This window comes from Thioalkalivibrio sp. ALE28, assembly GCF_000377425.1.
Taxonomy (GTDB): domain Bacteria; phylum Pseudomonadota; class Gammaproteobacteria; order Ectothiorhodospirales; family Ectothiorhodospiraceae; genus Thioalkalivibrio.
The window spans coordinates 18,769-42,671 of sequence record NZ_KB898105.1 but is presented as its reverse complement, the minus strand read 5'-3'; the positions used below and the strand labels follow the sequence as shown (position 1 = coordinate 42,671).

Annotated in this window: 26 protein-coding genes; 21 read left to right on the top strand and 5 right to left on the bottom strand. The window is 68.4% G+C overall.

Going from position 1 to position 23,903, the window contains the following annotated elements; genetic code table 11:
* The first annotated feature begins 46 nt into the window (after positions 1 to 46).
* The 8 genes from D105_RS0111755 (at position 47) to arfB (ending at position 6,463) form a co-directional block, all read left to right on the top strand.
* Positions 47 to 721, top strand: coding sequence for a phosphatidylserine decarboxylase (locus tag D105_RS0111755; RefSeq protein ID WP_018867525.1), 675 nt, complete (start codon positions 47 to 49; stop codon positions 719 to 721).
* Positions 718 to 1,542 (top strand): CDP-diacylglycerol--serine O-phosphatidyltransferase, encoded by an 825-nt coding sequence (gene pssA, locus D105_RS0111750; protein ID WP_018867524.1) that lies wholly within the window; start codon positions 718 to 720, stop codon positions 1,540 to 1,542. The genes D105_RS0111755 and pssA overlap by 4 nt, the downstream gene beginning before the upstream one ends.
* A 4-nt stretch (positions 1,543 to 1,546) precedes the next feature.
* Positions 1,547 to 2,278, top strand: coding sequence for a uracil-DNA glycosylase family protein (locus D105_RS0111745; RefSeq protein ID WP_018878532.1), 732 nt, complete (start codon positions 1,547 to 1,549; stop codon positions 2,276 to 2,278).
* Positions 2,279 to 2,386: 108 nt separating this feature from the next.
* Positions 2,387 to 2,866 carry a ribosomal protein S18-alanine N-acetyltransferase gene (gene rimI / locus D105_RS0111740; RefSeq protein WP_018878531.1) on the top strand — a complete coding sequence of 160 codons (480 nt, stop codon included), beginning with the start codon at positions 2,387 to 2,389 and terminating at the stop codon, positions 2,864 to 2,866.
* 169 nt (positions 2,867 to 3,035) lie between these two features.
* Positions 3,036 to 3,842, top strand: a complete 807-nt coding sequence (locus tag D105_RS0111735; RefSeq protein WP_018867521.1) for a tetratricopeptide repeat protein — start codon at positions 3,036 to 3,038, stop codon at positions 3,840 to 3,842.
* A 132-nt stretch (positions 3,843 to 3,974) separates the two neighbouring features.
* A complete protein-coding gene (locus D105_RS0111730) occupies positions 3,975 to 5,567 on the top strand; it encodes a peptide chain release factor 3 (protein ID WP_018878530.1) in 1,593 nt (530 codons plus the stop codon).
* Between the two features lie 166 nt (positions 5,568 to 5,733).
* Complete coding sequence (locus D105_RS0111725) at positions 5,734 to 6,039, top strand: hypothetical protein (RefSeq protein WP_026280478.1); 306 nt, start codon at positions 5,734 to 5,736, stop codon at positions 6,037 to 6,039.
* A 7-nt stretch (positions 6,040 to 6,046) separates the two neighbouring features.
* On the top strand, positions 6,047 to 6,463 hold the full coding sequence (arfB, locus tag D105_RS0111720; protein ID WP_018878528.1) for an alternative ribosome rescue aminoacyl-tRNA hydrolase ArfB: 417 nt from the start codon (positions 6,047 to 6,049) through the stop codon (positions 6,461 to 6,463).
* 261 nt (positions 6,464 to 6,724) lie between these two features.
* Here arfB and D105_RS0111715 read toward each other — a convergent pair whose 3' ends face one another.
* The 4 genes from D105_RS0111715 to D105_RS0111700 all read right to left on the bottom strand — a co-directional run bounded on the left by D105_RS0111715 (position 6,725) and on the right by D105_RS0111700 (position 10,926).
* Positions 6,725 to 8,545 carry an ABC transporter ATP-binding protein/permease gene (locus tag D105_RS0111715; protein WP_018878527.1) on the bottom strand — a complete coding sequence of 607 codons (1,821 nt, stop codon included), beginning with the start codon at positions 8,543 to 8,545 and terminating at the stop codon, positions 6,725 to 6,727.
* A gap of 427 nt (positions 8,546 to 8,972) precedes the next feature.
* A complete protein-coding gene (locus D105_RS0111710) occupies positions 8,973 to 9,371 on the bottom strand; it encodes a hypothetical protein (protein ID WP_018878526.1) in 399 nt (132 codons plus the stop codon).
* A gap of 78 nt (positions 9,372 to 9,449) precedes the next feature.
* Entirely contained in the window at positions 9,450 to 10,448 is a 999-nt protein-coding gene (locus D105_RS0111705; protein WP_018867515.1) for a diguanylate cyclase, read from the bottom strand.
* A gap of 13 nt (positions 10,449 to 10,461) precedes the next feature.
* Complete coding sequence (locus D105_RS0111700; RefSeq protein ID WP_018867514.1) at positions 10,462 to 10,926, bottom strand: c-type cytochrome; 465 nt, start codon at positions 10,924 to 10,926, stop codon at positions 10,462 to 10,464.
* A 176-nt stretch (positions 10,927 to 11,102) separates the two neighbouring features.
* Here D105_RS0111700 and recQ point away from each other — a divergent pair, with 176 nt between their 5' ends.
* Positions 11,103 to 12,992 (top strand): DNA helicase RecQ, encoded by a 1,890-nt coding sequence (gene recQ, locus D105_RS0111695; protein ID WP_018878525.1) that lies wholly within the window; start codon positions 11,103 to 11,105, stop codon positions 12,990 to 12,992.
* A gap of 43 nt (positions 12,993 to 13,035) precedes the next feature.
* Positions 13,036 to 13,791 carry a DUF3581 family protein gene (locus D105_RS0111690; RefSeq protein ID WP_018878524.1) on the top strand — a complete coding sequence of 252 codons (756 nt, stop codon included), beginning with the start codon at positions 13,036 to 13,038 and terminating at the stop codon, positions 13,789 to 13,791.
* A gap of 252 nt (positions 13,792 to 14,043) precedes the next feature.
* Here the strand turns inward: D105_RS0111690 and asd are convergent, their stop codons facing one another.
* Complete coding sequence (asd, locus tag D105_RS0111685) at positions 14,044 to 14,898, bottom strand: archaetidylserine decarboxylase (RefSeq protein ID WP_018878523.1); 855 nt, start codon at positions 14,896 to 14,898, stop codon at positions 14,044 to 14,046.
* A gap of 84 nt (positions 14,899 to 14,982) precedes the next feature.
* Between asd and prmB the strand changes: the two genes are divergently transcribed.
* The 11 genes from prmB (at position 14,983) to queC (ending at position 23,791) form a co-directional block, all read left to right on the top strand.
* Complete coding sequence (prmB, locus tag D105_RS0111680) at positions 14,983 to 15,876, top strand: 50S ribosomal protein L3 N(5)-glutamine methyltransferase (protein WP_018878522.1); 894 nt, start codon at positions 14,983 to 14,985, stop codon at positions 15,874 to 15,876.
* Between the two features lie 96 nt (positions 15,877 to 15,972).
* Positions 15,973 to 17,016 (top strand): Holliday junction branch migration DNA helicase RuvB, encoded by a 1,044-nt coding sequence (ruvB, locus tag D105_RS0111675; RefSeq protein WP_018867509.1) that lies wholly within the window; start codon positions 15,973 to 15,975, stop codon positions 17,014 to 17,016.
* The gene (ybgC, locus tag D105_RS0111670; protein ID WP_018878520.1) at positions 17,013 to 17,432 is read left to right on the top strand and encodes a tol-pal system-associated acyl-CoA thioesterase; all 420 of its coding nucleotides are present in this window, start codon (positions 17,013 to 17,015) and stop codon (positions 17,430 to 17,432) included. The genes ruvB and ybgC overlap by 4 nt, the downstream gene beginning before the upstream one ends.
* A 32-nt stretch (positions 17,433 to 17,464) precedes the next feature.
* Complete coding sequence (gene tolQ, locus D105_RS0111665; RefSeq protein ID WP_018867507.1) at positions 17,465 to 18,139, top strand: protein TolQ; 675 nt, start codon at positions 17,465 to 17,467, stop codon at positions 18,137 to 18,139.
* A gap of 3 nt (positions 18,140 to 18,142) precedes the next feature.
* Complete coding sequence (gene tolR, locus D105_RS0111660; protein ID WP_017940849.1) at positions 18,143 to 18,595, top strand: protein TolR; 453 nt, start codon at positions 18,143 to 18,145, stop codon at positions 18,593 to 18,595.
* Positions 18,596 to 18,605: 10 nt separating this feature from the next.
* Positions 18,606 to 19,619 carry a cell envelope integrity protein TolA gene (gene tolA, locus D105_RS0111655; protein ID WP_018876942.1) on the top strand — a complete coding sequence of 338 codons (1,014 nt, stop codon included), beginning with the start codon at positions 18,606 to 18,608 and terminating at the stop codon, positions 19,617 to 19,619.
* Positions 19,620 to 19,653: 34 nt separating this feature from the next.
* Positions 19,654 to 20,940 (top strand): Tol-Pal system beta propeller repeat protein TolB, encoded by a 1,287-nt coding sequence (tolB, locus tag D105_RS0111650; protein ID WP_038032937.1) that lies wholly within the window; start codon positions 19,654 to 19,656, stop codon positions 20,938 to 20,940.
* A 45-nt stretch (positions 20,941 to 20,985) separates the two neighbouring features.
* Positions 20,986 to 21,540: a peptidoglycan-associated lipoprotein Pal gene (gene pal / locus D105_RS0111645; RefSeq protein WP_018867503.1), complete on the top strand. Its 555-nt coding sequence runs from the start codon at positions 20,986 to 20,988 to the stop codon at positions 21,538 to 21,540.
* Between the two features lie 121 nt (positions 21,541 to 21,661).
* Positions 21,662 to 22,411, top strand: coding sequence for a tol-pal system protein YbgF (ybgF, locus tag D105_RS0111640; RefSeq protein ID WP_018867502.1), 750 nt, complete (start codon positions 21,662 to 21,664; stop codon positions 22,409 to 22,411).
* Positions 22,408 to 23,103: a 7-carboxy-7-deazaguanine synthase QueE gene (queE, locus tag D105_RS0111635; protein WP_018878518.1), complete on the top strand. Its 696-nt coding sequence runs from the start codon at positions 22,408 to 22,410 to the stop codon at positions 23,101 to 23,103. The genes ybgF and queE overlap by 4 nt, the downstream gene beginning before the upstream one ends.
* A gap of 1 nt (position 23,104) precedes the next feature.
* Positions 23,105 to 23,791, top strand: a complete 687-nt coding sequence (gene queC, locus D105_RS0111630; RefSeq protein WP_018867500.1) for a 7-cyano-7-deazaguanine synthase QueC — start codon at positions 23,105 to 23,107, stop codon at positions 23,789 to 23,791.
* The last annotated feature ends 112 nt before the right edge of the window (positions 23,792 to 23,903 follow it).

The following is a 23,903-nucleotide window of genomic DNA, read 5'->3' as shown; positions in this document are numbered from 1 at the left end:
CGGGCGTTCCGGCCCGCCGTGGTCCTTCATTCCTGCCGAGCGCCCGATGCTGTTTCCGCTAGCCCCTGAAGGCCGCCTGTTCGTGATCATCGCCGCGTGGATGGCGGTTATCACGTTGCTGGTCGGGGAGGCGGAGCTGGGCCTGTTCATGGTGATCCTCACCGTGTTCCTGATGGCGGTGTTCCGTGACCTGCGGCGCAAGGCCCCGGCGCCGGCCCTGGGCGTAATCGCCCCGGCTGATGGCACCATCGAATCGGTCGCCGAGGCCCGCGACCCGTTCACGAAGAAGCCGGCGGTCTGCATCCGCCTGCGCCAGCGGCGGCTGGGCGAGTACAACGTGCATGCTCCGCAGGAGGCCGAGATCCGCGAACGGGTCTGGCCGGGCAAGGAAACCGACGAAGCCCCGGATGCGCAACTGGAGGGCCGCCTGGCCTACGCGCTGGAGACCGACGAGGGCACGCGGCTGACCCTGGCCCTCAGTGTCGATCACTGGCCGCGGATGATCCGCATGCAGAACAACGTCCCGGGCAATCGTCTGGGGCGCGGCAAGCGCATGGGGTTCGCCGGCTTTGGTGGTACCTTCGAGGTGTGGCTGCCGGCCGGGTCGCAGGTGATGGTCGAGCCGGGGCAGCGGGTGCTGGCTGGTTCCGCCCTGCTGGGCGGGCTGCCGGAGTCCGAATCGACCGGGGACGCCGAGGGGGCCGTGGAGATGCTGCAATGAGTACAGGCGACGAAGGCGACCGGCGCGCGGAACCCGACTACATCGAGGGCGAGGACACCATCGCCGACGACCAGCCCCCGCATCGTCGGCGCCGGCGCGGCGTGTTCCTGCTGCCCAACCTGTTCACCACGGGGGTGCTCTTCTCCGGCTTCTTCGCCATCGTCTCGGCGATCAACGGCGAATACATCACCGCTGCCATCGCGGTCTTCGTGGCCATGGTGCTGGACACCCTGGACGGGCGCGTCGCGCGCATGACCGACACCCAGAGCGAGTTCGGCGCGCAGTACGATTCGCTGTCGGATCTCGTCTCGTTCGGTGTTGCGCCGGCGCTGATCGTCTACCTGTGGCAACTGCATGACCTGGGCAACTTCGGCTGGGTGGCGGCGTTCTTCTTTACCACCGCCGCCGCGCTGCGCCTGGCGCGCTTCAACAGCCGCCTCGCGGTCAGCGACAAGCGCTTCTTCCAGGGCCTGCCAAGCCCCGCCAGTGCCGCGATCCTGGTCGGTATGGTCTGGGTGCTGGAGGATTGGGGCATCCCCGCCGAGCTGGCCGATCCGTACGTGGTCGGCATCCTGGTGGTTACCGTGCTGTCCGGGGCGGCAATGGTCAGTAACCTGACCTACTTCAGCTTCAAGGACATGGACTTCAAGCACCGGGTGCCCTTCCTGGCGATCGTCGGCGTGGTGGTCGCGCTGATGCTGCTGGCCCTGGATCCGCCCAAGGTCCTCCTCGCGGGCTTCGTGATCTATGCCCTGTCCGGTCCGCTGCTGACCCTGGAGCGCTGGCGCCGGCATCGTCGCCGGGCGCCCTCGGGGGAGTAGTCGCGTGTCGCTGTCGGTGCGCCAGCGCCGCATCCTCGCGGATATGGGTATCCCGGTGTGGCGGTCGCGGGTCGCGGCCGCCCCGGCGATCGAAGCGCCGCCGGGCGAACCGCTGGCCCCGGCCGCCGAGGTGCCGTCCGGGGCGGCGGATGCGGGTGGCGGGGGGCAGGACGCCGCCGTCGCGACCCTGGACTTGGAGGCCCTCCAGACACGCGTGCGTGACTGCCAGGCCTGTGCCGAGCTGGCGCGCGAACGTACGCAGACCGTGTTCGGGGTGGGCGATCCGCGCGCCCGCTGGCTGTTCATTGGCGAGGCCCCCGGCGCGGAGGAGGACCGGCGGGGGGAACCCTTCGTCGGCCGTGCCGGACAGCTGCTGGACAACATGCTGCGGGCGCTGGGGCTGGAGCGGGGCCACGATGTCTTCATTGCCAACGTTCTGAAGTGCCGGCCCCCCGGAAACCGCGACCCGAAACCGGAGGAATCGGCGGCCTGCCGCGCCTACCTCGATCGCCAGATCGCCCTGATCCAGCCCCAGGTCATTGTCGCCCTGGGACGGATCGCGGCCCAGAGCCTGCTGGCATCGGAGGAGCCCCTGGGACGCCTGCGCGGGGCGCAGCACCGCTATCAGGGCGTGCCGCTGGTGGTGACCTATCACCCGGCCTACCTGCTGCGAAAGCCGGGAGACAAGGGCAAGGCCTGGCAGGACCTGCAGCGCGCCCGGGCCTTCCTGGAGTAACCCGATTCCCGTTGTGGAGATGGGAACCCGGGCAGCATTCCCGGGCTCGGAACTCCCGGAAGCGCCCCGTATCCCCTTCGTTCACCCCGTTCAGGAGGAAGCTGCGACATGAGTGCCGAACCCCGCGTCCAGCCCGAGTTGCGCCGTATGCAGACGGCGGATGTGGAGGGGGTGATGCGCGTGGAACGCGAGGCCTATGACTACCCGTGGACCGCCCGCATCTTCGAGGACTGCATCCGTGTGGGCTATGACTGCTGGGTGCTCGAGGTGGATGGCCGCCAGGTGGGCCACACCGTGCTGAGCGTGGCCGCGGGCGAGGCCCACCTGCTGAACCTGACGGTGGACCCGCGCTGGCAGGGCAACGGGCTGGGCCGGTTCATGGTGCGGCGCTTGTTCGACTATGCCTGTGAGCAGGAGGCCGAGGCGCTCTTTCTGGAGGTCCGTCCGTCGAACGTGGCCGCGGTCCAGCTCTACCGTTCGGAGGGCTTCGAGCATGTCGGCACCCGCCCGCGCTACTACCCGCTACCCAGCGGCCGCGAGGATGCCTGGGTTCTGACACGTCGCTGCAACGCCCCGGCCGGGGCCTGACGGGTTCCGCTGGCGGCGTGAAACCGGTCACAGTCCCGGGTGACCTTTGCGTGATGTGCGCCCGTTTTGCCGTCATCGGTTCTCGTCCTGCCACCCCCGCGTTGTGACGGCCCGCCCCCCGGACTATGATCAAAACCGGTATTCGCCCCGACACCGGATGAGGTAACCCATGTCCCGATCCCTGCGCGCACTGTTCGTTTCGCTCCCTCTGGCCCTGCCACTGGCGCTGTCCGCCGGGGCCGTTCAGGCCCAGCAGTCCTTTGGTTATGACGAGGCCGAGCGCCAGCAGGAACTGCTGGAGGTCTGGTACGAGATCCGCGAAAGCAACGCGCAGAAGGGCAATACCGCGGCGATGTTCGACGTGGGTATGGCCAACTACTCCGGGCGGGGTACGCCAGTGGACCACGACCAGGCCGTGCGCTGGTTCGCCCGCGCAGCGGATGCCGACCACGCCGGGGCCCACTACTACCTGGGCTATCTCCTGGCGGCCGGCAAGGGCGCCCCGGCGGACCCCGAGCGCAGCCGCGAGCACTACACCCGCGCCGCCGAACTGGGACATGCCGATGCCCAGTACTGGCTGGGGAGCCACCTGGCCAATGGCGAACAGGACCCGGCCGCCGGTCTCGAATGGCTGACCCGGGCCGCGGATCAGGGGCTGCCCGCCGCCCAGTACTACGTCGGGTTGCTGCACGAGAACGGCCAGGGCACCACGCGCGATGCGGCCGCCGCCGCCCGCTGGTACACCGCCGCGGCGGAACAGGGCTACCGGCATGCCCAGATCGGGCTGGGCCGGCTGCACCAGAACGGCCGCGGGGTCGAGCGTGACCTGGTGCAGGCGCATGTCTGGTACAGCCTGGCCCAGGACGAAGAGCGCATTGCTACGCTCGAGGCCCGCATGAACAACCGCGACCTGGTGACCGCGCGCGGGCGTCTGGAGGAGCAGAACGCGGCGATCCAGGCGGCCGCCGCACGCTGAGCCCGCAGCGGCCAGTGTGGGGTTGCACAACGGCCCCGGCTTCCGGGGCCGTTTGCGTTTCGGGGGCATCCGGCTGAACCGGAGCCCCGATTTCGCGTTAAACTTGCGGGCTGTTCCCAGCGGCCCGAATGCATGTCCTTTATCGAGGAAACCCGCCGACGCCGGACCTTCGCGATCATCTCGCACCCGGACGCCGGCAAGACCACCATGACCGAAAAGCTCCTGCTGTACGGCGGTGCGATCCAGCTCGCCGGTACGGTCAAGGGGCGCAAGTCGTCGCGCCATGCCACCTCCGACTGGATGGAGATGGAGAAGTCGCGCGGGATCTCGGTCACCTCGTCCGTGATGCAGTACCCGTACAAGGGGCGCATGGTGAACCTGCTGGACACCCCCGGGCACGCGGACTTCTCCGAGGACACCTACCGCACGCTGACCGCGGTGGACTCCGCGTTGATGGTGATCGACGCGGCCAAGGGCGTGGAAGAACGCACCATCAAGCTGATGGAGGTCTGCCGGCTGCGCGACACGCCGATCATGACCTTCGTCAACAAGATGGACCGCGAGGGCCGCGACCCGATCGAGCTGCTCGACGAGGTCGAGGAGGTACTGAAGATCGAGTGCGCCCCGGTCACCTGGCCGATCGGCTCCGGCAAGCGCTTCCGTGGCGTCTACCATATCCGTCGCGATGCGGTGCACCTGTACGATCCCGAGCAGGGCGGGAAGAAGTCCACCGGCGAGATCATCGAGGGCCTGGACAATCCGCGCCTGGACGAGGTGCTGGGCGATCAGGCGCAGGAGCTGCGCGAGGAGCTCGAGCTGGTGCAGGGCGCCTCGCACGCGTTCGACGCGGACGCCTACCTGCGCGGCGAGCAGACCCCGGTGTTCTTCGGCTCCGCGATCAACAACTTCGGCATCGAGGAGTTGCTGGACGATTTCGTCGAGTACGCCCCGGGCCCGCTGCCGCGCCCGACGCACTCGCGCAAGGTCGAGCCGACCGAGGAGAAGTTCACCGGCTTCGTGTTCAAGATCCAGGCGAACATGGATCCGAATCACCGTGACCGCATCGCCTTCATGCGCATCTGTTCCGGCACCTTCGACAAGGGCGCGAAGCTGCGTCACGTGCGGATCGGGCGCGACGTGAAGATCCCGGATGCGCTGACCTTCCTGGCCTCCGACCGCGAACATGTCGAGACCGCGTATCCGGGCGACATCATCGGCATTCACAACCACGGCACCATCCGCATCGGGGATACCTTCACCCAGGGCGAGGACCTGACCTTCACCGGCGTGCCCAACTTCGCCCCGGAGCTGTTCCGGCGCGCGCAGCTGAAGGACCCGCTGAAGATGAAGCAGCTCGCCAAGGGCCTGCAGGAGTTGTGCGAGGAGGGTGCGACCCAGCTCTACCGCCCGCTGACCAACAACGACCTGATCCTGGGCGCGGTCGGCGTGCTGCAGTTCGACGTGGTCGCCGAGCGCCTGCGCACCGAGTACAAGGTCGAGGCGCAGTTCGAGAACGTGAACGTCCAGACCGCGCGCTGGGTCGAATGCGACGACCCGAAGAAACTCGAGGAGTTCAAGGAGAAGGCCGCGGCGAACTTGGCGATCGACCACGGCGGCGATCTGGTCTATATCGCCCCGACCCGGGTGAACCTGCAGATGGCGATGGAAAAATGGCCGGAGATCCGCTTCGAGGCGACCCGCGAGCACGGCCAGCCGACGGAGTAGATCGCCGCTCCGGGGTGCACTCGAACCGCCATCGCGAGGAGCGAAGCGACGTGGCGAACTCCATCCGAAATCAGCGGCCCCGGGCTTGATGCCAGCTTGAGGCGATTGCCACGGCGTCTGCGACGCCTCGCAATGACGGTGCAATTGTGTGGTGCAGGAGGAGAATGTGGCGTTTCGATTCTTGTCTGTGATTGGCGTGGCTGTGGCGCTGGTGGTTGGCGGCTGTGCGGTGCACAAGACCGAGACCCGGGGCGATGGACCCGAGCCGCGACCGGGTACGGTCGAGCAGATGAACCCGTTCCTGCACTTCCTCGAGAGTCGGCCGACGCCCGAGGAGTTCGAGCGCGTCTACCCCGACGTGATGCTGGTGCTGCCCGGCGACATCGTGACCCAGGAATACCGCACGGATAACAGCCGCTTCTTCGCCGAACTGGACGCGGATGGCCGCATCCATGACGGCGATTTCCGCTGATTCCCCGATGCTGCGCATTTCCAACAGCGTGAGCGTCCCCGAGCACGAGATCGAGCTGACCGCGATCCGTGCCCAGGGGGCTGGCGGGCAGAACGTGAACAAGGTGGCCTCGGCCATTCATCTGCGCTTCGATATCCGCGCCTCCAGCCTGCCCGACGTCTACAAGGAGCGCCTGCTGCGCCGCCATGACCAGCGCATCACCAAGGACGGCGTGGTCGTCCTCAAGGCGCAGCAGTACCGCACCCAGGAAGCCAACCGCGAGGATGCGCTGGAGCGCCTGGCGGAGCTGCTGCGCGAGGTGGGTCGCCCGATCAAGGCGCGCAAGCCGACGCGCCCCACGCGCGCCTCCAAGCTGCGCCGCCTGGAGGGCAAGACCCACCGCGGCCGCAAGAAGGCCCTGCGCGGCCGCGTCGCCCCCGACTGATTGCCAAGGGCTTTTTGTTCACCACGAAGCACACGAAGGCACGAAGAAGGGCCAGGTCAATGGCATAAAAGCGGACAGGAAGACGGGAAGGTCGGAAGGATTTTTGGTTGGGACGCCGGGCACCGGCTGGCCACATCCGCGCGCCCGGGCATCAGGGGCTCTGGGAGACGCACCCTGTTCATCTTCCCGTCTTCGTACCTTCCTGTTAACCGCCCTTGAATTCCTTCGTGCCTTCGTGTGCTTCGTGGTGAATAAAAGGGTTCAGGCCCCGGCATTCGGGCTCGGATCGACGGGCGCGGGTTCGTGTTCCTGCTGGTGTTGCCACAGGCGGGCGTAGGCGCCGCCCGCCGCGAGGAGTTCGCGGTGGGTGCCGCGTTCGACCACGCGTCCCTGATCGAGGACCACGATCTGCTCGGCATCCTTCACGGTCGACAGGCGATGTGCGATGACCAGCGTGGTGCGCCGCGCCGAGACCTCGTTCAGCGCCTGCAGGATCGCCTTCTCCGAGCCCGAGTCCAGGGACGAGGTGGCCTCGTCGAAGACCAGGATCGGCGGGTCCTTCAGCAGCATGCGGGCGATGGCGATGCGTTGCTTCTCGCCGCCGGAGACCTTGAGGCCGCGTTCGCCGACGACCGTATCCAGGCCGTCGGGCAGGCGCTGGATGAAATCGTCCAGGTGCGCCAGACGCACCGCGCGCCGGATGGCCTCCTCGGAGGCCTCCGGATCACCATAGGCGATGTTGTAGCGAATGCTCGCGTTGAACAGCACGGTATCCTGCGGGACCACGCCGATCGCTCGGCGCAGGCTTTGCTGGGTTACCTCGCGGATATCCTGGCCGTCGATAGTGATGCGCCCGTCCGTCACGTCGAAGAACCGGAACAGCAGGCGAGCGAGCGTGGACTTGCCGGCCCCGCTGGGCCCGACGACCGCCAGCTTGTGCCCGGCCGGGATTTCCAGTGATACGTCCTCGAGGATCGGGCGCTCCGGCTGGTAGTGGAAGGCAACCTGCTCGAAGCGCACATGCCCCTCCGCGACGTCGAGATCCGGCGCGCCTGGCCGGTCCTCGACCTGTACCGGTTTTTCCAGCAGGCCAAACAGGCGCTCGATGTTCGCCAGCGACTGCCGGATCTCGCGGTAGACGAAGCCGAGGAAGTTCAGCGGCATGAACAGCTGGATCATGTAGGCATTGACCATCACCAGATCGCCCAGTGACATCTGCCCCGAGGCCACCCGGCTGGCGGCCAGCAGCATCATCACGGTGATCGCGGCGGCGATGATCAGGGCCTGGCCGGAGTTCAGCAATACCAGCGACAGCACGTTCTTGGTGCGCGCCTGCTCCCAGGTGGCCAGGCCTTCGTCGTAGCGCCGGGCCTCGAAGCCCTCGTTGCCGAAGTACTTCACCGTCTCGTAGTTCAGCAGCGAGTCGATCGCGCGGGTGTTGGACTCGTTGTCGCGCTGGTTGGCCTCGCGCACGAAGCGGGTACGCCACTCGGTAATCCATACCGACCAGGCGATGTAGGCGGCCACCGCGAGGATCACGGTGACGGTGAAGACCGGACCGACCGCCACCAGCAGGATCACCGCGACCAGCGCGATCTCGATGATGGTCGGCAGGATGTTGAACACCATGAAACGCAGCAGGAAGCTGATGCCGCTGGTGCCGCGCTCGATGTCGCGTGCCAGGCCACCGGTCTCGCGCGCCAGGTGGAAGCTCAGCTCGAGCCGGTGGAGGTGCTCGAATACCCGCAGGGCCGCGCGCCGCATGGCCCGTTCGGCCACGCGCACAAAGACCGCGTCGCGCAGCTCGCCGAACAGGGTACTGCCGAAGCGCAGCAGGCCGTAGGCGATCACCAGGGCCACCGGGACTGCGACCAGCGCCTCGGTGCCGCCGTCCTCGAAGTGGTCGACGATGTACTTCAGCGCCAGCGGGACCAGCACGGTCGCCAGCTTGGCCAGGCCCATCAGGCCCAGGGCCAGGAACAGCCGGCCGCGGAACTCCGCGAGATAGGGGAACAGGGAGCGAACGATGCGCCAGTTGATCGCGTCGTCGGGCGCATCGTGCACGCTGGAGTGACCGCGCATGGAGGAATCCGGGGCTGGGTAGGCTGCCTACTTTAGGGAGACGCTGATATAAACGCACGTCCGCGTTGGTGCCCCCTGTTTTCCGAGACAAGGCGCGTCGTGCAGCGGGTAGTGGTTCTACCCGCCCGTTTCTGATGGATTCGGGGCGCAACGCAGGATCGGGGAACAGGGGGCAACAACCCCACAAGCCATTGAAAGCAGGGGATCGGCCGCCCGTTGTTGATCAAAAACGGGCGCGGGAACGGCGTTGCGGTTCCCTTGTGCAGAATGACTGCACGGCAGTCACCGCGCCTTGTTCGCACGCAAAAGCGACTCGAGCGCGGACGTGCGATTAAATCAGCGTCTCCCTAGGAGGTCCCCGCCGGGTACGCACATGGGCGCGCGTTCCGTGGCGGCTCCCCGGCCCGGTGCGGCCCGGCCGCGCATCTCACCGGTGGATGCGGAAGCCCTCGCCCTGGTCCTGTTCGAGGTCGGTCCGCAGGCGCTGGTGACTCCAGCCGTCCTGCGAGCAGCGGGCCTCGATCTGCAGGAAGCGCGTGTCATCGGGGATCGACAGCCGGCGCAGGCTGCGGGTAAACGGCTGCTCGTTGACATGCGGGTGGTGCAGGATGCGTTCACCGAGGACGTTCCCATCGGCGTCCAGCACACGCCAGGCATCGGCATAGTGATCCCAGCCGGTATCGGGATGCTCCACGGTGACGGCGACCCGCCACTGGTTCGGGCCGCTGGCATGCAGCTGGGCCTCCAGCATGTCGACCGGGTTTGCCTGAGCGGGCAGGGCCAGAAGGCCCAGAAGGGTGGCGAGGGTCAGTCTCTTCGTGCACATGGCAAGGCTCCTTTTGCCGATCGGGGTGAATGCGTTCCTGCGGTTCATGGACGGGACGCCCCCGGGGCCGGATTGATTTCACGCGCCCTGTACCCGGTTGCGCCCGGCGTGCTTGGCCGCGTACAGGGCGCGGTCGGCCCGGTCCACCAGGGATTCCGCGCTCTCGCCTGGCTTCAGCTGGGCGACGCCGAAGCTGGCGGTCAGTGGCTGTCCGGTCTGGAAGTCGTGGGTCTCCAGGCAGTGGCGCAGGTCCTCGGCCAGCCGGGCTGTGGCGGCGATGTCATCTTGCGGGCAGAGAATGAGGAACTCCTCGCCACCCCAGCGCGCGGCCCGATCGGTGGCGCGGATGCGGCCCGTTATCAGCTGCCCGACCGCGGTCAGTACCGCGTCGCCGCGGCCGTGTCCCAGGGTGTCGTTGATCGGCTTGAAGTGATCAAGGTCCAGCAGGATTACGCTGAGCGGGCTCGCGTGACGCTCGGCCCTCAGGATCTCTTCGGCCAGGGCCTCGCTGGCCTTCATGCGGTTGTTCAATCCGGTCAGCGGGTCGGTGGTGGCGAGGTGTTCCAGGTGTTGCTGGGCGGCCTCCAGGGAGTGCGTGCGTTCCCGTACCAGGCGTTCGAGCACCTGTGCGCGCTCCTCCAGCTCCTTCACCGGGTAGGGTTCGTCGTCTCCATGGACGCTCGCGGGGAAGGAGCCATGCAGGTGCTCCAGGCGCCAGCCGTCGGCGGTCGCGTGCAGCACCAGGCTGGCCCGCAGGCCGTTCAGTCGGACCCGCTGCCCGCGGGTATCCAGGATCATGTCGAAGATCAGCATGATCAGCGCCACGTCATCCGTCAGCAGTCGGATCTCCTCGCGGTGGATCGCGAAGTCGAAGGGCTCCGGTACCTGTTCGATGTCGCGCCCGGCGATGCGCTCAACCTCTTCGGGGTTGAAGGCGGCCTCGTCGGCACCGGTGCCAAAGCCGCTGACCCCAGGGGTGTGAAAGCGCAGCAGGGCCGCGAGATCGCGCTGGCGCAGCCAGGCGTCCAGGTAGGCGTGAACCGTGCCGCGGATCGCCTCCGTGCGTGGATCTGTCATGTACGGGTTGTGTTCAGTCGATGCCGACGGCGCGCTGTTCCTGGCGGATCCAGGCGATGATATGGGCGGTCTCCTCACCGGTGACCCCGGCCACCGGCGGCATGTCGCCAAAGTCCCAGTGGTGCGCGTGCACGCCCAGGGCCACGGCGCGATGGAAGGTGATGTCCGGGTGGTGCGAAGGCTCGTAGATGCGGTGGATCAGCGGCGGGCCCTGGTCGGTGCCGCGGGCGTCCTCGCCGTGGCACTGCATGCAGTTGGCGCGGAACAGCGAGCGCCCGGCCTCGGGGTCGGCGGCGAAGTCCTCTGGCGGCAGGCTGTAGTCGAGCTGCGCGGTGGAGCCGGAGGCCGCGCTCGAGTCTTCGCTGGATGCCTGCGCAGGCGCCTCGGCGGCGGTGTCCGGTTCCGGGGCGTCGGAACAGGCGGTCAACGCGAACAGGGCCAGCAAGGCGGCGGGCAGGAGGCGGGCGTTTGTCGGCATCGGGCGTCCTGGATTTTGGTATTCAGGTGGGGAGTTTATCGCGGCGGGTCACGGCGGGCGACTGCGCACCGGGAGGGATTGCGGCCGGCGCGGGGCGGTTGTGGCGCTGGTGGCTTGCAGCGGTGGCGGGCATTCGGCAGTCTTCGTGGCTTGTCTTCCCGTCTGGAGTACGTCCATTGGAACCCTCGGGTCTTGCAGCTGGAGAAGCGCAGGGAAGCGCTCCGGCGGCGGCGCCACTGGAGATCCTGCGCGAGACCTTCGGCTACACGGAATTTCGCGGTCAGCAACAAGCCATCGTCGAGCATGTGACCGCGGGTGGCGACGCCGTGGTGCTGATGCCCACCGGCGGCGGCAAGTCGCTGTGCTACCAGATCCCCGCGCTGGCGCGGCCCGGGTGCGGCATCGTGATCTCGCCGCTGATCGCGCTGATGCAGGATCAGGTGGCGGCCCTGCGCCAGAACGGCGTGGCGGCGGCCAGTCTGGATTCCGGCCAGAAGGCGGACGAGGCCCGCTCCGTTCTGGCCGCGCTGCACGCGGGCGAACTGGATCTGCTGTACATGTCGCCGGAGCGCCTGTTCGCCGCGGGCATGCTGGAGCGCCTGGAGGGTATCGAACTGGCGCTGTTCGCCATCGACGAGGCCCACTGCGTCTCGCAATGGGGGCATGACTTCCGCCCGGAGTACAGCCAGCTGGCGGTGCTGGCCGAACGCTTCCCGCAGGTGCCGCGCCTCGCCCTGACCGCGACGGCGGACGGCCCCACCCGCCAGGAGATCCGCGAGCGGCTGCGCCTGGAGCAGGCCCGTGCCTTTGTCAGCTCCTTCGATCGCCCCAATATCCGCTACCGCATCGCCCAGGCCGACGGGGGGCGCGGCGGTTCCGCACGCGATCGGCTGCTGCGCTTCATCCGCGAGGAACACGCGGGCGAGGCCGGCATCGTCTACTGCCTGTCGCGCAAGAAGGTCGAGGCCGTGGCCGAGTGGCTGGCGGAGCAGGGCATTACCGCGCTGCCCTATCACGCGGGTCTGCCGGCGGCGACCCGCGCGGCTAACCAGACCCGATTCCTGCGCGAGGAGGGCGTGGTGATGGTGGCGACCATCGCCTTCGGTATGGGTATCGACAAGCCGAACGTGCGCTTCGTGGCTCACCTGAACCTGCCCAAGAGCCTGGAGGGCTACTACCAGGAGACCGGCCGCGCCGGGCGCGACGGCCTGCCCGCGAATGCCTGGATGGTCTATGGCCTGCAGGATGTCGTGACCCTGCGCCAGATGCTGGAGGGCTCGCAGGCCGGCGCCGAGCGCCAGCGCATCGAGCAGCAAAAGCTGGAGGCGATGCTCGGGTTCTGCGAGATCACCAGTTGCCGGCGCCAGGCCCTGCTTGCCTACTTCGACGAGCGCATGCCCGAGCCCTGCGGGACCTGCGACAACTGCATGCAGCCGCCGGCCACCTGGGATGCCAGTGTCCCGGTGCAGAAGCTCCTGTCCTGCATCTACCGCACCGGCGAGCGCTTCGGCGCGGGGCACGTGATCGACGTGCTGCGCGGCTCCGCGAGCGAACGCCTGAGCCGCCTGGGTCACGACCGCCTGAGCACCTTCGGGATCGGCAAGGAACTGGACAAGGCACAGTGGCGCGGCGTGGTGCGTCAGCTGCTCGCCCGCGGCCTGTTGCGCCTGGACGAGGAGGGCTACGGCGGGCTGAAGCTGGACCCGGCCTGTCGCCCGGTGCTGCGCGGCGAGGAGTCGATCCACCTGCGCGAAGAGTTGGCGCGCCCGGAACGCGAGGCGCGCACGGCCCGCCCGGCCCGCCGCGACACCGCCCGCAGTGTGGCGGCGATGGACAGCGAGGACCGCGCGCTGTGGGAGGCCCTGCGCGCATTGCGCACCGACCTCGCGCGCGACCAGGGGGTGCCGCCCTACGTGATCTTCAGCGATGCCACACTGCTGGAGATGGTCGCGGCCGCCCCGCGCAGCCGTGACGAGATGGCCGGGATCTCCGGGGTCGGCCAGCACAAGCTGGAGCGCTATGGCGATGCCTTTATCAAGGCCATTGAGGGGCATTTCGGGCTATAGTGGTGCGAAAAACCACGCCGCAATACGATTTCGGGGAGACCGCGTGACCGACAAAAGCTTCCTTGAGGATTTCTACCGCCATCGCGACGGTCAACTTGTCGTGACCCCGGAGCAGGGCAGTGACTTTGCCAAGACGCTCGCCGGCGATTTCAATCCGATCCACGATGCCGACAACCGGCGCTTCTGCGTGCCGGGCGATCTGCTGTTCGCGCTGGTGCTGGATACCTACGGCGCCAGCGCGAACATGCACTTTCGCTTCACCGGCATGGTGGGCGGGAACGTGCCCCTGGTGTTCCCGGAGGCCCCGGGCGCGGCATTCGCGATCACCGATGATCACGGCAAGAGCGTGATCGAGGTCGAGCGCTCCGGCGCGGTGATTGATGAGCCCAACGCGATCGAATCCCTGATCCGCAGTTATGTGAGCTTCTCCGGGCAGAACTTCCCGCATGTGCTGGTGCCGCTGATGGAGGAGCACGGCGTGATGGTGAACCCGAAGCGCCCGCTGGTGATGTACGAGCGCATGGGCTTCCGCCTGCCCGAGCCGCTGGCCGCCAGCGCCGGGGTGCCGGAGCCGCGCCTGAAGGATGCGGTGATGACCGTCAACGGCAAGCGCGGCGAGATCCGCCTGGACTACGAGCTGGTGATCGATCAGTCCGTAGTCGCCGACGGCAGCAAGCACCTGGTGCTGAGCGGCCTGCGCCCGTTCGATGCCGCCGACGTCGAGCAACTCGTCGCCGACTACGAAAGCTGGAAGGCCGCCTACTTCAACCCGCCCGCCGGGACCCGCGCCCACGCCTGAGCTTCTGTATCCACCACGAAGCGCACGAAGGCACGAAGAAGGTCAAGGGCTTGGAGCGGACAGGAAGGCGGGAAGATCGGAAGAAAGGCAAGATAAGGCTGATCCGGGCGATGCAGTTAATAGCCCTCGATGGCCGGCTACCCCCCGAGTCCATCTAACTGATCGTTTTTACTTCTAGTCTTCCCATCTTCCTGTTAACCGCCCTTGACCTGGCCCTTCTTCGTGCCTTCGTGTGCTTCGTGGTGAAAAAAGTCAGTAGAACTGGCCGAGTGCGGAGCGGACCTGGACCTCGGTCTCGGGCGTCAGGTGGTCGGCGAGCTTCAGCGGGTGGTCCGGCAGGAGCAGCACCACCGAGGACCCGAGGTTGAAGCGGCCCATCTCGGCCCCGCGTTCCAGGGTGATATCGCGGTCCGGATACTCGCTTACGCTGATCTCGCGCCCCCGCGGCGGGGTGACCTCGCCGGCCCAGACGGTCTCGATGGAACCGACGTTCTGGGCACCGATCAGGGCCATGGCCATCGGGCCAACAGGCGTGTCGAAGCAGGCCACGACCCGCTCGTTGCGGGCGTACAGCCGGGGTACGTGGCGCACGATGCGCGGGGCCACCGAGAACAGCCGCCCGGGCACATGGATCATGTGGGTCAGGGTGCCGGTCAGCGGCATGTGCAGCCGGTGGTAGTGGCGCGGTGACAGATACAGGGTGACGAAGTGTCCGTGGCGGAAGGCCTCCGCCAGATCGTCCTCGCCACCCAGCAGCTCGCGCACGGTGTAGTGATGGCCCTTGGCCTGGAAGATCTGGCCGGCCTCGATGCGCCCGGCCGCGCTGACGCGCGAATCGGCCGGGCTGACCACCGTGTTGGCGTCCCCCTCCAGCGGCCGCGCATCCTCGCGCAGGGCCCGAGTGAACAGTGCGTTGAAACTGGCATAGGCCGCGAGGTCTGGCTCGGCGGCCTCGTCCAGGTTCAGGCCGAAGCGGCGCACGAAGGCGCGCAGCAGGGGCTGCAGGCGCGGCGACTCGATGCGCGCCAGCCAGTGCACGCCGCGCGAAAGGGCGTGCTGGGGCAGCAGGTGCGACAGACGCGCCAGCCAGGGGTCGATCTTGCTCATGTGATGTCCGACGGGATGGGTGGCGTACAGGCCGGGTTCGAGACGGTATGATGACCGCCCTCGCACGTAACGGAAAGACCGGGCATGGATTCGACCACCGGATTGCGCAGCCTGCGCGACTTCATTCGCTTCGGCGCCAGTCAGTTTCGCGGCGCCGGCCTGAGCTTCGGGCATGGCACCGACAACGCCTTCGACGAGGCCGCCTGGCTGGTACTGCACACCCTGCATCTGCCGCTGGATCTTCCCGAGTCCTGGTGGGATGCGCGCCTGAGCGAGGTCGAGCGCACGCGGGTGGTCGCGGTGCTGCGCGAGCGGGTCGCCACGCGCAAGCCCGCGGCCTATCTGACCCGCGAGGCCTGGTTCGCCGGGTTGCCGTTCTATGTCGACGAGCGCGTGCTGGTGCCGCGCTCGCCGCTGGCCGAGCTGATTGCCGCAGGCTTCGAGCCCTGGGTCGACCCCGATGGCGTGACCCGCGCGCTGGATCTGTGCACCGGGGGCGGGTGTATCGGGATTGCAATGGCCCTGGCGCTGCCGCAGGCGCGGGTGGATCTGGCGGATGTGTCGACGGATGCGCTGGCGGTGGCGGGGATCAACATCGAGCGCCACCGGGTGGGCGATCAGGTGCGCGCTGTGCAGTCCGACGTGTTCGACGGGCTGGAACCCGGGGATCGCTACGAGCTGATTGTGTCCAACCCCCCATACGTGGATGCCGAGGACATGGCGGCCCTGCCGGACGAATACCGTCACGAACCCGCGCTGGGGCTGGCCGCCGGCGGCGACGGACTGGATATCGTGCGCCGCATCCTGGACGGGGCCCGCGAACACCTGACGGAAGACGGCGTGCTGATCGTCGAGGTCGGCAACAGTCAGGCCGCGGTGGAGGCGGCCTTCCCGGACCTGCCGCTGATCTGGCTGGAGTTCGAGGCGGGCGGGCACGGGGTGTTCCTGGTCTACGCCCGCGATCTCCCCGGCGCCTGACGGCGCTACGGGCGGGAACGCTCGAACGCACGCGAATCCGAAAACCCGCCGGACGGCCCTGTAAACGGCACCGGTGGCGATGCATACTGCGGGGCTATGGAATCACGTCTGGTGGATATGCAGAGTCGGTCCGAGGAAGAGCGGGCCGAGGTCAGCCTGCGCCCGAAGCGGCTCGCGGACTACACCGGCCAGCCCCGCGTAGTCGAGCAGCTGGGGCTGTTCATCGAGGCCGCCCGCCGGCGCGACGAGGCCCTGGATCACACCCTGGTCGCCGGCCCGCCCGGGCTGGGCAAGACCACGCTGGCGCACATCGTCGCCAACGAACTCGGCGTAGGCCTGCGCCAGACCTCTGGTCCGGTACTGGAACGCGCCGGTGACCTGGCCGCCATCCTGACGGCCCTGGAGCCGCGCGATGTCCTGTTCGTCGACGAGATCCACCGCCTGCCGACGGTGGTGGAAGAGGTGCTGTATCCGGCCCTGGAGGACGGCCAGCTGGACATCGTGATCGGCGAGGGCCCGGCGGCGCGCTCGATCAAGGTGGACCTGCCGCCGTTCACGCTGGTGGGCGCGACCACCCGCGCGGGGCTGCTTTCGGCCCCGTTACGTGACCGGTTCGGTATCGTGCAGCGTCTCGATCATTACACTGTCACCGATCTCGCGCATATTGTGGATCGCGCGGCCGGTTTGCTGGGCGTGGGGATCGAGGCCGAGGGGGCCGCGGAGATCGCCCGCCGGGGCCGCGGCACGCCGCGGCTGGCCAACCGCCTGCTGCGGCGGGTACGGGATTTCGCCCAGGTCCGGGCCGATGGCGTGGTGACCCACAACGTGGCGGCGCAGGCGCTCGACCTGCTGGCGATCGATGCCTCCGGGCTGGATGCCCAGGACCGTCGCCTGCTGGAGGTGCTGGTGGAGAAGTTCGACGGTGGCCCGGTCGGGGTCGAGAGCCTGGCCACGGCGATGAACGAGGACCGTGGCACGCTGGAGGATGTGGTCGAGCCCTTCCTGATTCAGCAGGGCTACCTGCAGCGCACTCCGCGCGGGCGCCAGGCGACCCGGCGTACCCTGGCGATGTTCGGCCTGACCCGGATGGACGAGGGCGATCTGCTGACGCCCGCGGCGGAGGGCCCGCGCCAGCCATGACCGCAGCATTCGAGTGGCCGGTGCGGGTGTACTACGAGGATACCGACGCCGGCGGCGTGGTCTATCACGCCAATTACCTGAAATTCATGGAGCGCGCGCGTACCGAATGGCTGCGTGCCCTCGGCTTCGAGCAGGACCGGCTGCGGTCCGAGTATGGAATTGTGTTCGCCGTGCGGCGTCTGGCTGTGGAGATGCAGCGTCCCGCGCATTTCAACGAGGCCCTGACGGTCACCTGCCGGGTCACGCGCATGCGTCGCGCCAGCGTGGAGTTCGCGCAGGTCGTGCAGCGCGAGGCGACGGCGCTGGCAACCGGCGAGGTCGCCATTGCCTGTGTCGATATGGCCCGGCAGGCGCCGGTGGCGATCCCCGATGAAGTGGCGCGCGCGATGCGGGCGGCGGACGGAACAACGGCATAACGGGAGATGGACAAGTGACAGTGGACTTTTCGATGTACCAGCTGATCATGGACGCCAGTCTGATCGTGCAGCTGGTCATGGTGATCCTGGTGATCGCCTCGGTACTCTCCTGGCTGGTGATCATCATCAAGGCGCGCTCGCTGAACGCGGCCCAGCGGGCCAGCGACGAGTTCGAGGAACGGTTCTGGTCGGGTGCGGACCTCTCGCACCTGTACGAGGGCGTACGCCGCAAGTCCGAGATGTCCGGCATGGAGCACGTGTTCTCCTCCGGCTTCAAGGAATTCCTGCGTGCCCGCCAGCACGGCATGGTGGCCGGCGAGCCGGCCCATCGCGCGATGCGCGTGGCCATCGCCCGCGAGACCGACGAGATGGAGCGCTACCTGCAATTCCTGGCCACGGTTGGCTCCACCAGCCCGTACATCGGCCTGTTCGGGACCGTGTGGGGCATCATGCATGCATTTCTCGGGCTCTCCGGGGTGCAGCAGGCCACACTCGCCATGGTCGCTCCGGGGATCGCCGAGGCGCTGATCGCGACCGCGCTGGGCCTGTTCGCGGCCATCCCGGCGGTCATCGCCTACAACCGCTTTGCCGGGGACGTCGATCGCGTGGCCTCGCGCCTGGAGAACTTCAGCGACGAGTTCGTGGCCCTGCTGAACCGCCAGGGCGCGGGCAAGCCGGCCGAGGGCGCCGCCGGGGCGCCGGCCTGAACCATGGCCGAGTCGCGTCGCAACAGCCGCCGCCTGCGGCGGCCCATGTCGCAGATCAACGTCGTGCCGTTCATCGACGTGATGCTGGTCCTGCTGATCATCTTCATGATCACCGCCCCCATGCTGCAGCAGGGCGTGGAGGTCGATCTGCCGGAGGCCGACGCCGAGGCCATGGACGAGGATCCGTCCGCAGCCGAGCCGCTGGTAGTCACCGTGGATGCCTCCGGGGCCATGAGCCTGAACCAGGGCCCGTACGTGAACGAGCCGCTGGCGCCGCAGGAGATGACCGAGATCGTGCGCGAGTTCCTCGCCGAGAATCCGGGCACCCAGACCTTCGTGCGCGGGGACCGCAACGTGGACTACGGCCGGGTGATCGATGCAATGGTCGCCCTCCAGCGCGCCGGGGGCGGTCGTGTCGGCTTGATCACCGAACCGCCACGTAACAACCAGGACTGAGCCACACGCCGTGTTCGAGCTCCTGCGCCGTCACCCCCTCAGCCTGCTCCTCGTCCTGATCCTGCACGGGGTGCTGTTCGCGGCGTTGCTGCTGAACGTGAGCCTGATGTCGCCGACCTCGACCCGGGCGGCGGTGGAGATCGCGGTGCAGGAGGATATCGAGGTGATCGACGCGGTCGCGGTGGATGCCGAGACCTTCGATCGTGTCGAGCACCAGCGCGAGGTGGCCGAACAGGAGCAGGTCGCCGAGCAGCTGCGCGCCGAGGAGGAACGCCGCCGTGCCGAGGAGCAGGCCCGGCGCGAGGAGGAACGTCGCCAGGCCGAGGAACAGCGCCGCCGCGAGGAAGCCGAGCGCGCGCGCCAGCAGGCGCTGGAGGAGGCCGAGCAGGCGCGCCGCGAGGCGGAGGAAGAACGCCAACGCGCGCGCGAGGAGGCCGAGGCCGAGCGCGAGCGCATCCGCCAGGAACGCGAGGCCGCGGAACAGGCGCGGCGTGAGGCCGAGGAGGCGCGCGAACGCGAGGAAGCCGAGCGGCGGGAGCGCGAGGAGGCGGAGCGCCAGGCGCGGGAAGAGGCGGAGCGGCGCGAACGCGAGGAGGCCGAACGCCGCGAGCGGGAGGAGGCCGAGCGTCGCGCCGAGCAGGAGCGTGAACTGGAAGAGCAGCGCCGGCGCGAGGCGATGGAGCGCGAGCGCGAACGTCTGGCCGAGGCACAGGCGCAACGCGAGGCCGCCGAGCGCCAGGCGCAGCTGGATCAGGAGCTGAACGAATGGCGTGCCCAGGTGCAGTCGGTGGTGCAGCGGCGCTGGCGCCAGCCCTCGGGCCTGGATGCGTCGGACCGTGCCATTGTTCTCGTGCGTGTCAACGAGACCGGGCGTATCATCAATTTCGATATCGAGAGCTGCTCGGGCGGGTCCGCCTTCTGCGAATCGGTCCGCCAGACCATGGACCGTTTGTCCTCGCTGCCGCGTCCGCCCGACGCGGATGCCGTGCGCGGCGGGGTGCGCATCCGTTTCGAGCCCGACTGACCGGCCCGCTCCCAACCGGGCCACGAGGAACACCATGCAACGAATGATTCACGCGATGCTGCTGGGGCTGGCGCTGCTGTGGTCGGCGCAGGCTCACGCGGTGCTGGAAGTGACCGTGACCGAGGGTGTGACCGGGGCCATTCCGGTCGCGGTCGCACCGTTCACCTGGGAGGGTGAGGGCCGCCCGGACGAGGATGTGGGGCGAATCCTGGCCGCGAATCTGACCCGTAGCGGTCTGTTCGACGTTGAGCGCGAGGGGCTGCCGCGGGCCCCCTCGGGCCCGGCCGACTTCATCGCGCAGCCCTGGGCCGACGCCGGCATGGAGTACCTGGTGGTGGGCTCCAAGCGCCCGGACGGGGACAACGTGATCGTGGAGTTCCACGTGTTCGACGTGCTGGCGGAGGAGCGCCTGGGTGGCTGGCGCATCCCGGTGCCGGCGGACATGCTCCGGAGGGGCGCCCACCGCGTATCGGACATCGTCTACGAACAGATCACCGGCGACCCGGGCGCCTTCAGCGCGCGTATCGCGTTCGTCAGTGTCGAGCGCCAGAACGACTCGCGCACCTTCCGGCTGGAGGTGGCCGATTCCGACGGAGCCAATCCGCGCACCCTGTTCCGCTCCGAGGATCCGATCATGTCGCCGGACTGGTCCCCGGATGGCCGCGAGCTGGTCTACGTCTCGTTCGAGAACCGCCGTTCCGAGGTCTTTCGCCAGAATGTGGAGACCGGCGAGCGCTCGCGTATCGCCAGCTTCACCGGGATCAATAGTGCCCCGGCCTGGTCGCCGGACGGTCGCCAGCTGGCGCTGAGCCTGTCGCGCGACGGCTCGCCGAACATCTATGTGATGGACCTGGCCTCCGGGGATCTGCGGCAGCTGACGCGTTCCAGCGCGATCGAGACCGAGCCGGTCTGGTCGCCGGACGGCGAGACGATCTATTTCACCTCCGACCGGGCGGGGGCCCCGCAGATCTATGCCCAGCCAGCCGGCGGCGGGAATGCGCGGCGTCTGACCTTCGAGAGCGGCTACGCGGCCGCCGCTACCATCTCGCCGGACGGGCGGTCGCTGGTGTATGTCCATGGGGGTGACGGCGGATTTCAGCTGGCCCGACTCGATCTGGATGACCGCCGTGTGACGCGCCTCACGGACGGACGCGATGCAGAGTCGCCAAGCTTTGCCCCCAATGGCAGCATGATCCTGTATGCCATGACCGACGGGGGGCGGGGCGTGCTCGGTTCCGTCAGCCGCGACGGCCAGGTGCACCAGCGTCTGGCCGCCCGTGAAGGCGAGGTGCGCGAGCCGGCCTGGTCACCCCTGAACTGATTTTCGGACCCTTTGACTGTCACCTTCTTTCGAGGAACCAACACCATGAACAACGCGTTTCGTCTGACCCTTGCCGCCGTGGTGATCGCGGCCCTGTCGGCTTGTGCCACTCCGACCCGCGATGCCGAGGATGCCGAGCGTGCCGCCGAGCGCGAACGTGCCGCCGAGCAGGAGCGGGCCGAACGCGAGGCCGCCGAGGCCCGTGGTATCGGTCGCGACCGGGAGTTCGATGCCGCCGCCCTGGACGACCCGGACAGTCCGCTGGCCGAGCGCCTGGTCTACTTCGACTTCGACCGTGACGAGGTGAAATCCGAATTCATGCCGATGCTGGAGGCCCACGCGGCCTACCTGGCGGAGAACCCCGGCGCGCGCATGCGCCTGGAGGGGCATACGGATGAGCGCGGCACCCGCGAATACAACCTGGCCCTGGGCGAACGCCGTGCGCAGTCCGTGCGGCGGGTGCTGAATCTGAACGGCGCCTCGGATGACCAGCTCGAGGTCATCAGTTATGGTGAGGAGATGCCGGTGGCCTTCCAGCAGAACGAGGAGGCCTGGGCCAAGAACCGCCGGGTCGAGCTCGTCTACGAATCCCGGCGCTGAGTCAGGGTAGGTAAACCCGGGAAGCCAGATGCGATCGATGTTCAGGACGTCTTGCGGAGATGCCCCCTCGGGGGCATTTCTGTTTCGGAACCCGGCGCGCCCGGGGCCGTTCCTGGCGGCCATGCTGGCCGCGGCCTTTGTCCTGACCCCGCTGGCTCTGATGCCGGGGACCGCCGGGGCGCAGGACGACACCGTGTTCGCGACCCAGTCGCAGATCCGCCAGCTGGATCGGCGCCTGGACCGTATCGAACGCGTGCTGGACTCCAGCGCGATGAACGAGCTGCTGCAGGTTTCCGAGTCGCTGAACCGGGACCTGCGCGAACTGCGCGGGGAGGTGGAGACCCTGCGCCACGAGGTGAACCGCCTCAGTACCCGTCAGCGCGACCAGTTCCGCCACCTGGACGAGCGCGTGGCCGCCGTCGAGGGTGGGGCCCCGGTGCCGGACGCAACCCCGCGCGAGGAGGTGGTCGAGCTGGATCTGCCTGAGGCCGACGAGCAGGCCGCCTATCAGGAGGCCTTTGACGATCTGATGGCCGGTGATTACGCCACCGCCATGCGCAAGCTGGAGCGTTTCATCGAGGATTACCCCGAGGGGAGCTTTACCGCGAATGCGTGGTACTGGCTGGCGGAGGCGAAGTACGCCAGCGGCGAATTCGAGGCGGCGCTCGAGGACTTCCAGCGCCTGCGCGAGGATTTCCCCGAAAGCGACAAGAGTGGGGATGCCCTGCTGAAGATCGGGTACTCCCACTACGAGCTGGAGGACTTCGATGCGGCCCGCGAGGCCCTGGAGGCAGTGCGTGCCGACTATGGCGGTACGACACTGGACCGCCTGGCCCGCGAACGCCTGCAGCGGATCGATCGCGCCCAATGACCACCGCCCCGTTGCGTGACGCCCGTGGCTCGGGGGTCGTCGACCCGGCGTCGGTGCGGCTGCGGATCAGCGAGATGTTTGTCTCGCTGCAGGGCGAGGCGGCGCAGGTCGGCTGGCCCACAGCCTTCGTGCGCCTGACCGGTTGCCCGCTACGCTGCCGCTGGTGCGACAGCGAATACGCCTTCGAGGGCGGCGAGGCGCTGATGTTGCCGACGGTCCTCGACTGGGTCGGGCGCACCGGGGTGCGGCATGTCTGCGTGACCGGTGGTGAACCCCTGGCCCAGCCGGGCTGCCTGCCGCTACTGGAGGCACTATGCGACGCCGGGTTCACGGTGTCGCTGGAGACCAGCGGGGCGATGGACATCGCCGGTGTCGACCCCCGGGTCGCCATCGTGATGGACTGGAAGGCGCCGGGCTCGAAGGAGGCCGAACGCAACCTCCCCGATAACATTCCGCGGCTGAAGGCCGGGGACCAGCTGAAGTTCGTGCTGGCCGGGCGCACAGACTTTGACTGGGCCCGGGCCGAGCTCGAGCGCCTGGGGCTGGACCCGGAGGTCGAGGTCCTGTTCTCGCCCGTGTTCGGCGAACTGGAGCCGCGGACCCTGGCTGACTGGATCGTGGCCGAACGTGTGCCGGTACGCTTCCAGGTTCAGCTGCACAAGCTCCTCTGGGGCGATCAGCCGGGCCGCTGATATGAACGAACGCGCGGAACAGGCCGTGGTGCTGCTCTCGGGCGGGCTCGACTCGGCGACCTGCCTGGCCATGGCGCGCGCCGAAGGCCTGGAGTGCCATGCCCTGTCCATTGACTATGGACAGCGCCACCGGACCGAGCTGGAGGCTGCGCGGCGGGTCGCCGCGGACCAGGGCGTGACCGACCACCGCGTGGTGGCGGTGGACCTGAGCGCCATCGGTGGCTCGGCGCTGACAGACACGGCGATCGACGTACCGACCGCGCCGACCGAGGGCATCCCGGTGACCTACGTGCCGGCGCGCAACACGGTGTTTCTGGCCCTGGCCCTGGGGCTGGCCGAGACCCTGGACGCGCGGCTGCTCTACGTCGGCGCCAATGCGGTGGACTATTCCGGTTATCCGGATTGCCGTCCGGCCTTCATCGACGCGTTCCGCGACCTGGCCCGGGTGGCCACCCGCAGCGGGGTCGAGGGCACGCCCTGGGAGGTGCGGGCGCCGCTGATGCACCTGTCCAAGGCCGAGATCATCCGGGCGGGCAGCGAGCTCGGGGTGGACTACCGCCACACGGTCAGCTGCTATCAGGCCGATGCCGAGGGGCGCGCCTGCGGCCGCTGCGACAGTTGCCGCATCCGGCGCGAGGGCTTTGCTGCGGCCGGCGTGCCGGACCCGACCCGCTATATCCCCGCGTGATGCCCGCCGGCAGCCCGCCGGCTGCATGTTCGTTCCCGCAGGAATGAAAACGGGCTCGATCTCGTCTAGCGTCCGATGTATGCTGCGCACCCCGTGGGTGCAGGCCTGCCCT

Coding starts and splice junctions, on each gene's coding strand:
- D105_RS0111755 (WP_018867525.1), top strand. CDS start 47: ATGCTGTTTCCGCTAGCCCCTGAAGGCCGCCTGTTCGTGATCATCGCC.
- pssA (WP_018867524.1), top strand. CDS start 718: ATGAGTACAGGCGACGAAGGCGACCGGCGCGCGGAACCCGACTACATC.
- rimI (WP_018878531.1), top strand. CDS start 2,387: ATGAGTGCCGAACCCCGCGTCCAGCCCGAGTTGCGCCGTATGCAGACG.
- D105_RS0111735 (WP_018867521.1), top strand. CDS start 3,036: ATGTCCCGATCCCTGCGCGCACTGTTCGTTTCGCTCCCTCTGGCCCTG.
- D105_RS0111730 (WP_018878530.1), top strand. CDS start 3,975: ATGTCCTTTATCGAGGAAACCCGCCGACGCCGGACCTTCGCGATCATC.
- arfB (WP_018878528.1), top strand. CDS start 6,047: ATGCTGCGCATTTCCAACAGCGTGAGCGTCCCCGAGCACGAGATCGAG.
- D105_RS0111715 (WP_018878527.1), bottom strand. CDS start 8,545: ATGCGCGGTCACTCCAGCGTGCACGATGCGCCCGACGACGCGATCAAC.
- D105_RS0111710 (WP_018878526.1), bottom strand. CDS start 9,371: ATGTGCACGAAGAGACTGACCCTCGCCACCCTTCTGGGCCTTCTGGCC.
- D105_RS0111705 (WP_018867515.1), bottom strand. CDS start 10,448: ATGACAGATCCACGCACGGAGGCGATCCGCGGCACGGTTCACGCCTAC.
- D105_RS0111700 (WP_018867514.1), bottom strand. CDS start 10,926: ATGCCGACAAACGCCCGCCTCCTGCCCGCCGCCTTGCTGGCCCTGTTC.
- asd (WP_018878523.1), bottom strand. CDS start 14,898: ATGAGCAAGATCGACCCCTGGCTGGCGCGTCTGTCGCACCTGCTGCCC.
- prmB (WP_018878522.1), top strand. CDS start 14,983: ATGGATTCGACCACCGGATTGCGCAGCCTGCGCGACTTCATTCGCTTC.
- ruvB (WP_018867509.1), top strand. CDS start 15,973: ATGGAATCACGTCTGGTGGATATGCAGAGTCGGTCCGAGGAAGAGCGG.
- ybgC (WP_018878520.1), top strand. CDS start 17,013: ATGACCGCAGCATTCGAGTGGCCGGTGCGGGTGTACTACGAGGATACC.
- tolQ (WP_018867507.1), top strand. CDS start 17,465: ATGTACCAGCTGATCATGGACGCCAGTCTGATCGTGCAGCTGGTCATG.
- tolR (WP_017940849.1), top strand. CDS start 18,143: ATGGCCGAGTCGCGTCGCAACAGCCGCCGCCTGCGGCGGCCCATGTCG.
- tolB (WP_038032937.1), top strand. CDS start 19,654: ATGCAACGAATGATTCACGCGATGCTGCTGGGGCTGGCGCTGCTGTGG.
- pal (WP_018867503.1), top strand. CDS start 20,986: ATGAACAACGCGTTTCGTCTGACCCTTGCCGCCGTGGTGATCGCGGCC.
- ybgF (WP_018867502.1), top strand. CDS start 21,662: ATGCTGGCCGCGGCCTTTGTCCTGACCCCGCTGGCTCTGATGCCGGGG.
- queE (WP_018878518.1), top strand. CDS start 22,408: ATGACCACCGCCCCGTTGCGTGACGCCCGTGGCTCGGGGGTCGTCGAC.
- queC (WP_018867500.1), top strand. CDS start 23,105: ATGAACGAACGCGCGGAACAGGCCGTGGTGCTGCTCTCGGGCGGGCTC.